This is a genomic window from Nocardia sp. NPDC019219 (assembly GCF_040632645.1).
Taxonomy (GTDB): domain Bacteria; phylum Actinomycetota; class Actinomycetes; order Mycobacteriales; family Mycobacteriaceae; genus Nocardia; species Nocardia sputorum.
Map to the genome: position 1 here is coordinate 824,232 of NZ_JBEYCG010000001.1, position 13,913 is coordinate 838,144.

At 67.2% G+C, this 13,913-nt stretch carries 15 protein-coding genes; 10 read left to right on the forward strand and 5 right to left on the reverse strand.

The genetic code is table 11. The features are described 5' to 3' along the window. Position 1: 1 nt before the first annotated feature. Together ABZ552_RS03720 and ABZ552_RS03725 are read right to left on the reverse strand one after the other, a co-directional pair. Positions 2 to 325: a hypothetical protein gene (locus tag ABZ552_RS03720; RefSeq protein WP_281876775.1), complete on the reverse strand. Its 324-nt coding sequence runs from the start codon at positions 323 to 325 to the stop codon at positions 2 to 4. Positions 326 to 382: 57 nt separating this feature from the next. After that, a complete protein-coding gene (locus ABZ552_RS03725) occupies positions 383 to 670 on the reverse strand; it encodes a DUF6191 domain-containing protein (protein WP_281876776.1) in 288 nt (95 codons plus the stop codon). 181 nt (positions 671 to 851) lie between these two features. Here ABZ552_RS03725 and ABZ552_RS03730 point away from each other — a divergent pair, with 181 nt between their 5' ends. Together ABZ552_RS03730 and ABZ552_RS03735 are read left to right on the forward strand one after the other, a co-directional pair. Next, a complete protein-coding gene (locus ABZ552_RS03730; protein WP_281876777.1) occupies positions 852 to 1,052 on the forward strand; it encodes a hypothetical protein in 201 nt (66 codons plus the stop codon). A gap of 183 nt (positions 1,053 to 1,235) precedes the next feature. Further along, complete coding sequence (locus ABZ552_RS03735; RefSeq protein ID WP_350356358.1) at positions 1,236 to 1,511, forward strand: hypothetical protein; 276 nt, start codon at positions 1,236 to 1,238, stop codon at positions 1,509 to 1,511. Between the two features lie 52 nt (positions 1,512 to 1,563). Here ABZ552_RS03735 and ABZ552_RS03740 read toward each other — a convergent pair whose 3' ends face one another. Continuing rightward, positions 1,564 to 3,858, reverse strand: a complete 2,295-nt coding sequence (locus tag ABZ552_RS03740; RefSeq protein ID WP_281876781.1) for an MMPL family transporter — start codon at positions 3,856 to 3,858, stop codon at positions 1,564 to 1,566. A gap of 203 nt (positions 3,859 to 4,061) precedes the next feature. Here ABZ552_RS03740 and ABZ552_RS03745 point away from each other — a divergent pair, with 203 nt between their 5' ends. From ABZ552_RS03745 to ABZ552_RS03770, 6 genes are all read left to right on the forward strand, one after another. Then, positions 4,062 to 4,652 carry a TetR/AcrR family transcriptional regulator gene (locus ABZ552_RS03745; RefSeq protein ID WP_063019000.1) on the forward strand — a complete coding sequence of 197 codons (591 nt, stop codon included), beginning with the start codon at positions 4,062 to 4,064 and terminating at the stop codon, positions 4,650 to 4,652. 36 nt (positions 4,653 to 4,688) lie between these two features. Next, on the forward strand, positions 4,689 to 5,192 hold the full coding sequence (locus ABZ552_RS03750; RefSeq protein WP_357435441.1) for an Rrf2 family transcriptional regulator: 504 nt from the start codon (positions 4,689 to 4,691) through the stop codon (positions 5,190 to 5,192). A gap of 87 nt (positions 5,193 to 5,279) precedes the next feature. Beyond that, positions 5,280 to 7,013, forward strand: coding sequence for an ABC transporter ATP-binding protein (locus tag ABZ552_RS03755; protein ID WP_357435443.1), 1,734 nt, complete (start codon positions 5,280 to 5,282; stop codon positions 7,011 to 7,013). Beyond that, entirely contained in the window at positions 7,010 to 8,914 is a 1,905-nt protein-coding gene (locus ABZ552_RS03760) for an ABC transporter ATP-binding protein (RefSeq protein WP_357435445.1), read from the forward strand. The genes ABZ552_RS03755 and ABZ552_RS03760 overlap by 4 nt, the downstream gene beginning before the upstream one ends. Before the next feature lie 253 nt (positions 8,915 to 9,167). Next, on the forward strand, positions 9,168 to 9,758 hold the full coding sequence (locus ABZ552_RS03765) for a TetR/AcrR family transcriptional regulator (RefSeq protein WP_281876788.1): 591 nt from the start codon (positions 9,168 to 9,170) through the stop codon (positions 9,756 to 9,758). 21 nt (positions 9,759 to 9,779) lie between these two features. Then, a complete protein-coding gene (locus ABZ552_RS03770; RefSeq protein ID WP_357435447.1) occupies positions 9,780 to 10,664 on the forward strand; it encodes an alpha/beta hydrolase in 885 nt (294 codons plus the stop codon). Between the two features lie 25 nt (positions 10,665 to 10,689). Here ABZ552_RS03770 and ABZ552_RS03775 read toward each other — a convergent pair whose 3' ends face one another. Further along, entirely contained in the window at positions 10,690 to 11,196 is a 507-nt protein-coding gene (locus ABZ552_RS03775; RefSeq protein WP_357435449.1) for an SgcJ/EcaC family oxidoreductase, read from the reverse strand. A gap of 62 nt (positions 11,197 to 11,258) precedes the next feature. Here ABZ552_RS03775 and ABZ552_RS03780 point away from each other — a divergent pair, with 62 nt between their 5' ends. Continuing rightward, on the forward strand, positions 11,259 to 11,726 hold the full coding sequence (locus tag ABZ552_RS03780; protein ID WP_281876792.1) for a MarR family transcriptional regulator: 468 nt from the start codon (positions 11,259 to 11,261) through the stop codon (positions 11,724 to 11,726). 68 nt (positions 11,727 to 11,794) lie between these two features. Further along, entirely contained in the window at positions 11,795 to 13,027 is a 1,233-nt protein-coding gene (gene tgt, locus ABZ552_RS03785) for a tRNA guanosine(34) transglycosylase Tgt (protein WP_281919224.1), read from the forward strand. 100 nt (positions 13,028 to 13,127) lie between these two features. On the opposite strand, the gene ABZ552_RS03790 is transcribed toward tgt, so the two are convergent. Then, positions 13,128 to 13,907: a queuosine precursor transporter gene (locus ABZ552_RS03790; protein ID WP_281876795.1), complete on the reverse strand. Its 780-nt coding sequence runs from the start codon at positions 13,905 to 13,907 to the stop codon at positions 13,128 to 13,130. Positions 13,908 to 13,913 lie beyond the last annotated feature (6 nt).

Sequence of the window (13,913 nt, forward strand, 5' to 3'; positions counted from 1 at the left end):
CTCAGTACCCCTCCCACGCCAGGCGAGCCGCGCGCAGGCGCCGGTCGGCCGCACCGTAGGCGGCCACCGCGGTCGCCTCGAAGATCTCGTCGTCGGTGTGCCCGGCCGCTTTCAGTGCCGCGATCTCCTGCTCGGTGACCCGGTAGGACCGCTCGGCCACCAGGTCGCCGAAGGCGGCGAGTTCCGGCGCGACGTCCTGGCCGGAGTCGGCGGTCCCGGCAGCCCCGTCGCGCAGGACGCGGCGGACCTCGCTGGGCAGCTGTCCCGGCGCGGACGCGAGGTGCTCGCCGAACCGCCGCCATTTCTCATCCATCGAGGCGCGCATGGCCTCATTCTGGCCGACGACCGCCGCCTTCGCTGGAAATCTCAGGGGCGCAGCGGTTCACTCTCCCGCTTCCCGGCGCAGCACCACCTTGTGTCCGTCGAGGTCGACACCGACCAACGGCGGCGCGCCCTCGTCCTGCTCGTCGCGCAGCATCGACACCGATTCGCGATGATCCAGCTCCATGCGCTTGGTGGCGTACAACAGCGCGGTGAACTCGTCGGTGAAGGTGCCGGAGATCGGTGTGCGGCGGCGTCGGCGGCGTTTGTTCACGGTGAGCTCGAAGACCGCCACCAGCACGAGCAGGATGACCCACCCGGGAATCCACCACTGCAACACCGCCGCCATACCTGCCGAAGCTACCAGCCGACGGCCCCCGCCGCCCCCGCCGAACGGCACGAAAACTGGCCCGTTCCGCGACGGGTAATCGGCGCGATCGCGGGTATACGCCCGATACGGAAGTGCGGGAAGGACGCGATGCCAGATGCGCCGTCGGACAATCCGCGCGGGAACGATGCGCGAGAGAAACATGAGAATCGGAAGTGTAATCGTCTTGATCTGGTTGCTGATCGGCGTGATCGCCGCGGCACAACGCCACTATTTCGACAGTGGACCGGTCAACTGCGCCGGTTTCGGCACTATCGCCGTCACTGTCATCGCGGGACCGCTCAACTACATGGGCGTGAATCCGAAGATCGCGGATTGCAATGTCCCGCAACCGAGTCCGTAGTCCGATCGAGTGAACGAGGACGGCCGGGTGGCAGGCCACCCGGCCGTCGCTTTTCGTCTGCCGGAATGTGAACCAAGTGTTTGCTACTCCGCGATGCAATCGCTGCTACCTCGGGTTCGTTGGGTAACTGTCGGTATGGCCGGGTATTCCCCCTCGACGGGGGCCACGGAAGGAACCGATGAGATGCGCGATTACGAACGTCGTGGGCGTGATTACGAACGTCGTGCGCGTGCCGGGCGTGGCCCCGGCGTAGGCTCCCGGCTGCTCGGGTTCCTGCTGCTGGCCTGGCTGGCGGTCGGGTTGCTCGCGGCCGGTCAGCGGCACTATTTCGACAGCGGCCCCCCGCTGAACTGTGCCGGTTGGGGCACGATCGGTCTCACCGCCCTCGCCGGCCCACTCAACTACATCGGGGTGAATCCGCGGGTCGGCGACTGCGAACTCCCGCAACCCAGCCGGTGAAACGCACTCGGCCCCGCATCCGGACTCCGGATGCGGGGCCGAGGCCGCCGGATCAGTTGACGCCGACCGGCACCTTCGCCGTCTCGGCCGAACGCTGCTGCAGCTCACGCAGCTTCGAGCCCTCGACGTCGATGTCGGGCAGGATGCGGTCGAGCCACTTCGGCATCCACCACGACCACTTGCCCATCAGCACCAGCAGCGACGGGATCAGCACCATGCGGACCACGAACGCGTCCAGCAGCACGCCCGCCGCCAGGGCGAAGCCGAACGACTTCGCCGTCACGTCGGTCTCCAGCAGGAACGAACCGAACACCGAGATCATGATGATCGCCGCCGAGGTCACCACGCGCGCGCCGTGGTGGTAACCGGCGACCACCGCCTCCTTGGCCGACTTGCCGTGCACGAACTCCTCGCGCATCCGGGTCACCAGGAAGACCTGGTAGTCCATCGCGAGGCCGAACACCAGGCCGATCAGCATGATCGGCATGAAGCTGACCAGCGGATGCGGATCCTCGATCAGGCCCAGCTTGCCCTCCTGGAAGATCAGCACGGTCGCGCCGAAGGTCGCGGCCATCGACAGCAGGAATCCGAGGGCGGCGGTGAGCGGCACCAGGATCGACCGGAACACCAGGATCAGCAGCACGAACGCCGCGCCCGCCACGATCGCCAGGTAGGGCACGATCTTGCTGAGCAGCACGTGGTCCACGTCGGCGTAGATCGCCGTGGTACCGGTGATGCCGTACTCGATGCCGTACTCGGCCTTCAGCTGGCCTTCGGCCTCCCTGGCGTCCTGCACCAGGTCCTTGGTGGCCTGGTTGTTCGGCCCGGACTTCGGCACGCCGTCCAGCAGCGCGCCCTGCTGGTCCTGGCTCCACTGCGGCTCGGTCACGTAGTCCATGCCCGGGTAGGACGCGAGCTTGTCGCGCAGCGCCTTGACCGCGGCATCCCGGTTCTCGGCGGGCACGGCGCTCAGGTCGACGGCCACGTTCAGCACGCCGTTGCTGCCCTCGCCGAAGCCCTCGGTACGCAGCTCGTAGGCCTTCCGGATGGTGGAGGTCTTCGGCATGCTGTCGTCACCCGGCAGGCCCAGGTTCAGACCGGCCGCGGGAGCGGCGAGCGCGCCGAGCACTACGACGCTCAGCACCAGTGCGACCCACGGCATACGGCCGATCAGCCGGCCGAAGCGCATGCCGTTGGTCACCGAGCTGTCGTCCTCGGGATCGTGCTGGGCGACGACGGGCAGCTTCGGCTTGAACAGGAAGCGGCCGAACGCGCCGAGCAGCGCGGGCATCAGCGTGATCGCGGTGAGCACCGCGAAACCGGCGGCGATCGCGCCACCGAGGCCCATGAAGGTCATGAACTCGACGCCGACGATGCTCAGGCCCGCCAGCGCGATGATGACGGTCAGGCCGGCGAACACGACGGCGGAACCGGCCGTGCCGAGCGCGGTGCCCGCCGCCTCTTCCGGCGCGTCCTGGACCGCGAGTTCGTGCTTGTATCTGGACACGATGAACAGCGCGTAGTCGATGGACAGCGCGATGCCGATCATCGAGGCGAGGAAGGTGGTGAAGCTGGGGACCTCGATCACCGACGTGCCGAGCATGATCAGCGAGGTGGCCGCGCCGAGGCCGACGATCGCGGTGACGATCGGCACGAACGCGGCGACGATGGCGCCGAACGCGACGATCATCACGACCAGTGCGACGGCCATGCCGATCATCTCGGACTTACCGCTGGGCGCTTCCTGCTTCTGCGCGATCGAACCGCTCATCTCGACCGTGAGCCCGGCGTTGCGCGCGTCGGCGGCGACGTCGTACGCCGCTTCCCGGTGCGCGTCGGTGACGTCGGTGAACTTCGCGATCGTGAACGGGACGTTGATCACCGCCACGGTCGCGGGCGCGGTCTTGCTGAGCACGTTCAGCGGGGCGCCACTGCACTGCGCGGGGTCGGGGGCGGTCAGGCAACCCATCTTCTCGGTCGCGTCGACCGGATTGGTGATGGGCTTGCTGTGATCGACGATGTCGAGCTGGCCGAGCTTGGCGATGAACGCTTCCAGCGCCGCACGGTTGGCCGGATCGGTCAGCTTCTGTCCCTCCGGCGCGGCGGCGACGTAGGTGCCGGTGACCGCGTCGAACTTGAACGCGGCCGAGGCGCCGGGGAAGTGCTTGTCGAGGATTTCGTTGGCGCGTTCGGAAGGCAGGTCCGGCATGCTGAAGTCGTTGCTCATCGGCTTGCTGAGCTGTGCTCCCAAACCACCGAGGAGCACGAACAAGACGAGCCAGACGGGAAGGACTATCCATTTCCGGCGGAAAGCGAACTTCCCCCATCTGTACAGATAAACGGACACGAGTGCTTACTCCTAGCGATGACTGGGATCGTGCTGGGTCTGCGTGTAGACAGCACTCGCGGAGGTGCCCTGCCTGCCTCCGCCTCCACTGACGCTTTCTGCCTACCGTGCGGTAGGTAGACTACCCAGGAGCTAAGCGGAGGTACAACCTCTATTCTGCGGGCGACATTCGCTCGATGCGAAGGTGATGAGAGGATCATCGAATGGCTGTGCGTGACACACCCGGCGCTGTCGCCGCAGGTGGAGGCACTAAAAGCGCGATTCGGGACGCTGCGGTGAAGCTCTTCGGAGCCAAAGGATTCGAGCAGACCAGCCTGCGCGAGGTCGCGGATGCGGTAGGAATCACAAAGGCGTCGCTCTACTATCACTACGCGTCGAAGCTCGATCTGCTATTGGCGATCATCGACCCGATCGTCGATCACATGCGTTCGGTCGTGGACGATCTCGACCAGGTGCCGCACGATGCCGAAAGCATCCGCCAGGTCCTGCGGACGTATCTACGCGGCCTTATCCATCATCGTGACGCCGGAGCCCTGGTCGTGCGCGATACCGTCGCGATCATCAACGCCATGGCCGACCGTTACCCGGATCTGATGGACGCCAGCCAGGCGCTGCGTGAGTGGCTGGCCGGGCCGGACGCCACCGAGGAGGCGCAGTTGCGCGCCTGCGCCGCGCTCGAGGTGATCGGTGTGGCGCTGGTGTCCAAGGAACTCGTGCCTGGCGCGGACGATTCGCTGGTGGAATCGTCACTGTTGGATGCCGCGACCTGCGTGCTGGCAGGTGGCGGCGCGTAGATTCGACGTATCCCCTCGACGCCAGGAGTCGCCGCTGTGCACATCACCGCGAAGGTCGATTACGCGGTGCGGACGCTGCTCGAGATAGCAGGCGCGCCGCGGCTGGAACAGTCCGTGGCCGGGCTCGGCGCACCTCTCGTGCAGGCCGCGCCGGTGGTCAAGGCCGAAGCGATCGCCACCGCCCAGCGGATCCCGCCCAAGGTGCTCGAATCCGTGCTCGGCGAGCTGCGCCGGGCCGAACTGGTGATCAGCAGGCGAGGACCGGACGGTGGCTATCGGCTGGCCAGGCCCGCCGCCGACATCTCCATCGCCGATGTGATCCGCGCGATCGAGGGTCCCCTCGCGTCCGTGCGCGGTGCGCGCCCGGAGGACGTCCGCTACTCCGGCGTGGCGGAGCCGTTGCAGCGGGTGTGGATCGCACTGCGGGTCAACATCCGCGCGGTGCTGGAGAACGTCACCATCGCCGACATCGCGAGCGATCGGTTGCCCGGATTCGTCGAGGCGCTCACCGAAGACCCGGGCGCGTGGGCGCGCCGCTGACACCGTCGACCCCCACGGGAGCCCATCCATGCAGGTCAGAAATGTCCACGACGCGTCGCGCCGACAGCCGGTAGCCTGCGATTCATCATGCTGATCAGACTCCTCCGCACGCATCTGTACCCTTACCGCGCCCAGCTGGCGGGGGTTGTTGTGCTTCAGCTGATTTCCGTCATCGCGATGCTGTATCTGCCGAGCCTGAACGCGGACCTGATCGACGACGGCGTCACCAAAGGTGACCTCGGTTATATCTGGACCACCGGCTTGTGGATGCTCGCCGTCACGGGCGTGCAGATCGGCGCCTCGGCCGCTTCGGTCTATCTCGGCGCGCAGGCGGCCATGGGCGCGGGCCGCGACCTGCGCGGCGCGCTGCTGCACAAGGTCGGCACGTTCTCCGCGCGCGAAGTGGGCATGTTCGGCGCACCGTCGCTGATCACCCGCAACACCAACGACATTCAGCAGGTGCAGCTGCTCATCGTGATGTCGGCGACCATCCTGGTGATGGCGCCGATCATGTGCGTGGGCGGCATCATCATGGCGTTGCGCGAGGATCTCGGCCTGTCCTGGCTGCTGCTGATCGCGGTCCCCGCGCTGGGGCTGTCGATGGGCGTGCTGATCTCCAAGATGGTGCCCGGCTTCCGCGACATGCAGGCCAGGATCGACGAGGTGAATCGGGTACTGCGCGAGCAGATCACCGGTATCCGCGTGGTGCGCGCTTTCGTGCGGGAGCGGCAGGAGACCTGGCGGTTCGGCCTGGCCAATACCGAACTCACCGACACCGCGCTGCGGGTCGGCCGGTTGATGGCGCTGATGTTCCCCACGGTCATGCTGATCAGCAATGTCACCGCCGTGGCGGTGATCTGGTTCGGCGGACACGCGATCGACGCGGGGCACATGCAGATCGGTTCGCTCACCGCGATGCTGTCCTACATCATGCAGATCCTGATGGCCGTGATGATGGCCTCGTTCCTGGCCATGATGGCGCCGCGCGCCGCGGTCTCCGCCGACCGGGTCGGCGAGGTGCTCGACACCGAGTCCTCGGTCCACCCTCCGCGCCTGCCACAGCCGTTCACCGACGACCCGGCCGTCGTGGACATCCAGTTCGCCGAGTTCGCCTTTCCCGGCGCCGAGAAGCCGGTGCTGAAAGCGATCCGGTTCCAAGTGCGGCCCGGCACCACCACCGCGATCGTCGGCTCCACCGGCGCGGGGAAGACCACGCTGATCAATCTCATCCCCCGGCTGATGGACGTCACCGACGGCGCGGTCTACGTCGGCGGCACCGACGTTCGCCACATCGACCTGGAGATCTTACGTTCGCAGATCGGCCTCGTCCCGCAGAAGGCGTACCTCTTCTCCGGCACGATCGCCAGCAATCTGCGCTACGGCAATCCGCACGCCACCGACGAGGAACTCTGGCGCGCACTGGAGATCGCGCAGGCCGCCGATTTCGTCCGGGAGATGCCGGAGGGGCTGCAAACACCCGTAGCCCAGGGTGGCACCACCGTCTCCGGCGGGCAGCGCCAGCGGTTGGCCATCGCGCGAGCGCTGGTGAAAAGACCGAGGGTGTACCTGTTCGACGATTCGTTCTCCGCGCTCGACGTCGCGACCGACGCCCGGCTGCGCGCGGCGCTGAAGCCGGAGACCGCGGACGCGTCGGTGCTCATCGTCGCGCAGCGCATCGCCACCATTCGGGACGCGGACCAGATCGTGGTGCTCGAAGACGGCGCGGTGGCGGGCATCGGCACCCACGAGCAGCTGCTGCGGGATTGCTCGGAGTACCGGGAGATCGTCGAGTCGCAACTGAGTGCCGAGGAGGCGCGATGAGGCCCGGAATGCCCACTCCCGGTGCGCCGGGCACCAAGGCGAAATCGTTCGGACCCTCGCTGAAACGGCTGCTGCGCAGGCTCGCGCCGGAGCGGGTCCAGGTCGGGCTGATCGTCGCGCTGGTGATCGTCTCGGTGGTGCTGAACACCATCGGCCCGTACATCCTCGGCAAGGCGACCAATCTGGTCTTCGACGGTGTGGTCGGCAAACAGCTGCCGCCCGGCGTGTCCAAGGACCAGGCGATCGAAGCGCTGCGGGCCAAGGGCGACAACACATTCGCCGACATGCTCAGCGCCATGGACGTGGTGCCCGGCGTCGGGGTGGACTTCGGCGCGGTCGGCCGGGTGCTCACCTTGGTGCTGCTGCTGTACATCGGCGCGGCCGTCTTCGGCTGGTTGCAGGGCTACCTGCTCAACGTCGTGATCAACCGGACGGTCAAGCGGCTGCGCAGTGAGGTCGAGGACAAGATCCATCGGCTTCCGTTGCGCTACTTCGATTCCGCTCCGCGCGGCGACGTGCTCAGCCGGGTGACCAACGACGTCGACAACGTTTCCCAGAGCCTGCAGCAGACCATGAGCCAGCTGCTCATCTCGGTGTTCTCGGTGCTCGGCATCCTGGTCATGATGTTCTGGATCTCCTGGCAGCTGGCGGTGATCGCGTTGCTCACCGTGCCGGCCGCCATCGTGGTCACCGCGCAGATCGCCAAAAGGTCCAAGCCGCACTTCGTCAACCAGTGGAAGTACACCGGCCTGGTGAACGCCCAGGTCGAGGAGGCCTACACCGGCCACGAGGTGGTCACCGCGTTCGGGCGCAACCGCGAGGTCGGCAAGGAGTTCGACCAGCGCAACGAGGAGCTCTACCAGGCCAGCTTCAAAGCGCAGTTCATCTCCGGCCTGATCATGCCCGCGATCATGTTCCTCGGGAACGTGAACTTCGTGCTGGTCGCGCTCGTCGGCGGCCTCAAAGTGGCCACCGGCAGTCTCTCGCTCGGCGAGGTGCAGGCGTTCATCCAGTACTCCCGTCAGTTCAGCCAGCCGCTGACGCAGCTCGGCGCGATGGCCAACCTGTTGCAGTCCGGTGTCGCTTCGGCCGAGCGGATCTTCGAGATCCTCGACGCCGACGAGCAGAGCCCGGACCCGGTGATGGCCGACGCGCGCCCGGTCGACCGCGGCCGGGTGGAGTTCGAGGCCGTCTCGTTCCGCTACGAACCGGACAAGCCGGTGATCGAGCGGCTGTCCCTGGTCGCCGAGCCGGGGCACGTGGTCGCCATCGTCGGCCCCACCGGCGCGGGCAAGACCACGCTGGTGAACCTGCTCATGCGGTTCTACGAACTGGACGCGGGCACGATCACCATCGACGGGGTCGACATCACCGAGATCACCCGCGACCACCTGCGTTCGCGCATCGGTATGGTCTTGCAGGACACCTGGCTGTTCCGCGGCTCGATCCGGGAGAACATCGCCTACGGCAACCCGAACGCGAGCGAAGAGGAGATCCTCGCCGCAGCGCGCGCCGCCTACGTGGACCGTTTCGTGCACGCGCTGCCCGACGGCTACGACACGGTCATCGACGAGGAGGGCTCCGGTGTCAGCGCCGGCGAGAAACAGCTGATCACCATCGCGCGCGCGTTCCTCGCCAAGCCGTCCATCCTCATCCTGGACGAGGCCACCAGTTCGGTGGACACTCGCACCGAACTGCTGGTGCAGCACGCCACCGCCGCCCTGCGCCGTGACCGGACCAGTTTCGTCATCGCCCACCGCCTGTCCACCATCCGCGACGCCGACCTGATCGTCGTCATGGAGGCGGGGCGGATCGTGGAACACGGCTCGCACGAACGCCTGCTCGAGGAGCGGGGCGCGTACTACCGCCTGTACAACGCGCAGTTCGCCGGCGCTGTGTAGGTCTCGCAGCGCCGACGGCGCGCTTCGTTCGAAGGATGCCGGCGTCGGCCGGGGCGCGTCGAGTTGTGACCGCGGCACTGCGGAGGGTTTCGTCGTCGCCAGGGGCAGCGCCCGAACCCTGCTCGGGCTGGAGTCACATCAGCCGCAGCGACGAGTTAGGATACGAAACGTGCCGTATCTTAACTCGGACCGAGGGGCGCATCGCGGAGGTCGCCCTCGCGATGACGCACGCGAAGGCGAGATCCTCCAGGTGGTGAACGCGCTCCTGGTCGAGCGGGGCTATGAAGGCGTCACCTTCGAAGAGGTCGCCCGTCGGGCGAGCGCGTCGAAGGCCACTCTCTACCGGCGATGGAAATCGAAGCGGGAGATGGTGGTCGCCGCTTTGAAGGCGGGCCCGGCTCGGCGCGAGGGCCCCGATGACATCGACACGGGGAGTCTGCGCGGTGACCTGATCGCGCTGTGCCGACGACTGATCACGACGATGCGCTCGACGGACGGCCGGACCGCGCTGTTGCTGCTGCAATCGGGCCTCGAGGACCCCGAGCTCTGCGACGCGATCGAGGAGGCCGTCGGTCCGACCGGCGCGCGATTGCCCGCCTCTGTGATCGAGTCCGCCGTCCTCCGCGACGAGCTGCCCGCCGATGTCGATCCCTTTCCGTTCGAGGAGGTGGCCGGGGCGGTGCTCCTGCTGCGGCGGCTGAATGGGCTCGACACCGGCGACGACTACCTCGGGTCGCTCGTCGACGCCGTCCTCATCCCCGCCCTGCGGGCGACCTCCGCCCGGCCACGCTCGCTCCCCGCCGGCATCTTCTCCGGCAGGCCGACCCCCGAATCGAACCTCTGACCAGCGAAGGAAACCGCGACCATGCCCATGATCGATGGATTCGACTATCGGACGCTACCTGGCGAGCAAGGCGTCGAGCTGAACGTCGCAGTGGGAGGGACTGGCCCGGCAGTCGTCCTGCTCCACGGCTTTCCGCAGACGCATTACATGTGGCGCGAAGTAGCTCAGCGGCTTGTCGAGGAGTGCACGGTCATCGTTCCGGACCTGCGCGGCTATGGCGAAAGCGGGAAGCCGCCGGAGAACAGTTCGCATACGTACTCCAAGCGGACCATGGCCAACGACATCGTGCAGATAGCCGGTGCTCTCGGTCATCACAGGTTCGGTCTGGTGGGCCACGATCGGGGCGCTCTCGTCGGTGTCCGCGCCGGTCTCGACCACCCGGGCGTGGTGCGGTACCTCGGAATCCTCGACGTGCTGCCCACCCTCGACACATGGGGCGTATTGCGCGGCGTGGAGGCGAAAGTCGCCTGGCACCTCTTTCTGATGGCCCAGCCGGTCGGGCTGCCGGAGAAGATGATCGCAGCGGTGGCGGACGAGTTCTTCGCCTCGTTCCTCGACGCGTGGGACACCGACGGCGCGACCTTCACCCCGGAAGTGCGACGGCACTACATCGATAGCTCGGTCGGGGCCGTGCACTCCATCGTCGCCGATTACCGCGCCACCGCGGGCATCGACCTGAGCATGGACCGCGAAGATCGAGACGCCGGACGGCAATTGCGGATGCCGGTGGGCGTGATCTCGCAGGACTGGGGTGCGCGGCTGGGCTTCGACGCCGCGGCGCTCTGGCGAGTATGGGCGCCCGACCTGACCTACGAGCCGATCGACGCCGGTCACTTCATGGCAGAGGAGAAACCCGAAGAGATAGCTCGCTTCATCCGCGAACTGTCGGTGCGCGGCCGGGAGTGACTTCCCAAACGAAGCCCGGCAGCGCTCAGGCCCGTCTGCGGCCGAAGCCGAGGCGGCGGGCCAGGCGGGCCATGAGCTGGGACATCCTCGAAGGGAAGGAGTCCGGCTCGGGGATTCGCACCGGCCGGACGCGGCCGTTGTGCAGTGCGGTGATCTTCCAGCCCTGGTCGGTGCGAACGGTCACCAGGGTCTGGCGGGATCGGCGGCGCTCGGGCAGGTGGGAACGCCACGGCATCAGGACCGAGGCGGTGCCGTGCAGGAGCGCGACGTCCGGGGCGACGAAGCGGATCGACTCGAGCTCGCCGACCAGCGCGGAACCGGCCAGGACGCCGCGGAAGAGCTTGTCGTGGTTGTCCTGATGCTCGGCGCGCCCGGTGGCCCGGGTGCCGTCGTAGGAGACGTAGTCGGAGTCCTCGGTGAACAGGGCCGCGTAGGCGGTGGCGTCGTTGGCGGTCCAGGTCCGCATGAAGTCGTCGAACAGGCTGCGCAGGGCGCTCTCGTCGGTGCGGTGCTGATCGAGTGTCACGTTCATGGACGGGTACCTTCCGATGCTAAGATTCGATCGTCGAAATGTACGATATCAGAAAGTTTCGAATGTCGAAAGATGAATTGATCGCCGAGATCGCGCAGGAGTTGCGGCTGCTGCAGCGAAGTTTCGACGCGTTCGACGAGGCCGCCGCCGTGCGCTTGGGGTTGAATCGCACCGACCTGCGATGCCTGGACATCGTGCTGGCGCGTGGGCCGCTGGCGGCGGGGGAGCTCAGCGCCGCGTTGCGACTGAGTCCCGCCGCCACCACCACCGTCGTCGACCGGCTGGTGCGGGCCGGTTTCGTCACCCGGGCGCAAGATCCCGGCAATCGGCGGCGGATACTGATCGAAGGCACTACGCGGGCCAGGGAGGTCGCGCGAGAGATCTTCGAGCCGGTGGGGGTGGCCGGGGCCCAGGCTCTCCTGCGTTTCGATACCGGCGAACTGCGCATCGCGCTCGACTTCTTGCGCACCGCGCTGGCGGTGCACCAAGCGGAAACCGAGCGGGTGTCGCGCGCCGGGAAACCCGGCTGACCGCGCTGACGGGCCGGCAGGCGGTGGCCTGGTTCGGGCGGTGGCTGCCGAACTGCGAGGATAGCGGGGTGTCCGGTCCCGAATCGTTCTCCTTCACCGTCGGTACTCGCCTGGACGGGCGGCACGGCCGGTCCGGTGTGATCGCCACGCCGCACGGGCCGATCGCCACGCCCGCGTTCATCCCGGTGGGCACCAAGGCGACGGTCAAGGCGGTGCTGCCGGAGACCATGCGGGAACTCGGCGCCCAGGCGCTGCTGGCCAACGCCTACCACCTCTACCTGCAGCCCGGCGCGGACATCGTGGACGAGGCTGGCGGGCTCGGCGCGTTCATGAACTGGCGCGGGCCGACCTTCACCGACAGCGGCGGATTCCAGGTGATGTCACTGGGTGTCGGCTTCAAGAAGGTGCTGGCGATGGAGGCGGTCGACGTGCGCAGCGACGACGTGATCGCGCCCGGTAAGGAGCGGCTGGCCACCGTGGACGACGACGGCGTCACGTTCCGCTCCCACCTCGACGGGTCCACGCACCGGTTCACGCCCGAGGTGTCGATGGGCATCCAGCACCAGCTCGGCGCCGACATCATGTTCGCCTTCGACGAGCTCACCACGCTCCTCAATACCCGCGCCTACCAGGAGCGATCGGTCCAGCGCACGCATGAGTGGGCGCAGCGCTGCATCGACGAGCACGAGCGGCTGACCACCGCCCGCACGCACCGTCCGTACCAGGCGCTGTTCGCCGTCATCCAGGGCGCGCAGTACGAGGACCTGCGCCGAAAGGCATGTCGCGGGCTCGAATCGATTCGCGGTAGCGCGGGAACGGGATTCGACGGCTACGGCATCGGCGGCGCGCTGGAGAAGCACAACCTGGGCGCCATCGTCGGCTGGTGCTGTGACGAGCTGCCCGAGGACAAGCCGCGGCACATGCTCGGCATCAGCGAACCGGAGGACGTCTTCAACGCCATCGAGAACGGCGCGGACACCTTCGACTGCGTGAACCCGTCCCGGGTCGCGCGCAACGCCGCCATCTACGTCGACACCGGCCGGTTCAACATCAACACCAGCCGCTTCCGTCGCGACTTCACCCCGATCGACGAGAACTGCGACTGCTACACCTGCGCCAACTACACGCGCGCCTACCTGCATCACCTGTTCAAGGCCAAGGAGATGCTCGCCGCCACGCTGTGCACGATTCACAACGAGCGGTTCACGGTCCGCCTGGTCGATCGCATCCGGGACAGCATCGAAGGCGGCTACTTCGACGAGCACAAGGCCGAGACATTGGGCCGCTGGAGTGGTGCCTGACACAACGGAAGGCGCGGGCCGGGCGGATGACCGGTGGCTGTACTGCTTCCGCGGTCGTCTCGCGTGGCTCGCGCCCTCCAGGGGTGCCGGCTGGGATTCGTCAGGTGCGCAGCGGATCCGCTCCGGTCGGCGCGTAGCTGGGTTCGTGCTTCTTGAGCAACGCGATCACCCGGTAGGTGATCGGGAGCACGATCACCTCGCAGAGGGTCTTCCAGAGGAAACCGACGATCACGTAGTTGACGAACTGCTGCCAGGTGTCGATGCCGATGGCGCCCGCGGCGATCGAGCAGAAGATCAGCGTGTCGGCGAACTCGCCGACGATGGTCGATCCGATGAGCCTGGCCCACAGGTACTTTTCCTTCGTCCGCTCCTTGATCAGCACCAGCGTCGCGGAATTCAGCAGCTGGCCGACGAAGTAGCCGGCCAGGCCCGCGATGACGAGCCGCGGCGTCGTCCCGAGGACGGTGCGGAACGCCTCCTGGTTCTCGTAGAAGCTCGCGGCGGGCAGCCGGATCGCGATGGCGAAGCACACCACCGTCAGCAGCAGTGCGGCGAAGCCGTAGTAGATGGCGCGGCGGGTGGCGCGGAAGCCGTACACCTCGCTCAGTACGTCGCCGAGGATGTAGGCCAGCGGGAACAGGAAGAAGGCGCCATCGGTGGCGATCGGCAGGATTTGCAGTGGTCCCAGCGACACCGACCGGTCGCCGAAGAACTCCACCCCCTTGGTGGCGCAGATGTTGGAAATGATCAGTGTCGCAGTGAACAGGGCCACGATCGGTGCGTAGTACCCCCGCGCGACCTGGGCGAATGCCGCATGGTCCGCGGGGCGTCCAGGCCCGCCGTGCTCTTGCGTGGTTTTCGACTCACTCACCCGCATCATCCAACC

Excerpts from the sequence above, each read along its gene's own strand:
- ABZ552_RS03725 (WP_281876776.1), bottom strand. The coding sequence starts at position 670 with ATGGCGGCGGTGTTGCAGTGGTGGATTCCCGGGTGGGTCATCCTGCTC.
- ABZ552_RS03730 (WP_281876777.1), top strand. The coding sequence starts at position 852 with ATGAGAATCGGAAGTGTAATCGTCTTGATCTGGTTGCTGATCGGCGTG.
- ABZ552_RS03770 (WP_357435447.1), top strand. The coding sequence starts at position 9,780 with ATGCCCATGATCGATGGATTCGACTATCGGACGCTACCTGGCGAGCAA.
- ABZ552_RS03790 (WP_281876795.1), bottom strand. The coding sequence starts at position 13,907 with ATGATGCGGGTGAGTGAGTCGAAAACCACGCAAGAGCACGGCGGGCCT.
- ABZ552_RS03775 (WP_357435449.1), bottom strand. The coding sequence starts at position 11,196 with ATGAACGTGACACTCGATCAGCACCGCACCGACGAGAGCGCCCTGCGC.
- ABZ552_RS03755 (WP_357435443.1), top strand. The coding sequence starts at position 5,280 with ATGCTGATCAGACTCCTCCGCACGCATCTGTACCCTTACCGCGCCCAG.
- ABZ552_RS03760 (WP_357435445.1), top strand. The coding sequence starts at position 7,010 with ATGAGGCCCGGAATGCCCACTCCCGGTGCGCCGGGCACCAAGGCGAAA.
- ABZ552_RS03780 (WP_281876792.1), top strand. The coding sequence starts at position 11,259 with ATGTCGAAAGATGAATTGATCGCCGAGATCGCGCAGGAGTTGCGGCTG.
- ABZ552_RS03745 (WP_063019000.1), top strand. The coding sequence starts at position 4,062 with ATGGCTGTGCGTGACACACCCGGCGCTGTCGCCGCAGGTGGAGGCACT.
- ABZ552_RS03735 (WP_350356358.1), top strand. The coding sequence starts at position 1,236 with ATGCGCGATTACGAACGTCGTGGGCGTGATTACGAACGTCGTGCGCGT.
- ABZ552_RS03720 (WP_281876775.1), bottom strand. The coding sequence starts at position 325 with ATGCGCGCCTCGATGGATGAGAAATGGCGGCGGTTCGGCGAGCACCTC.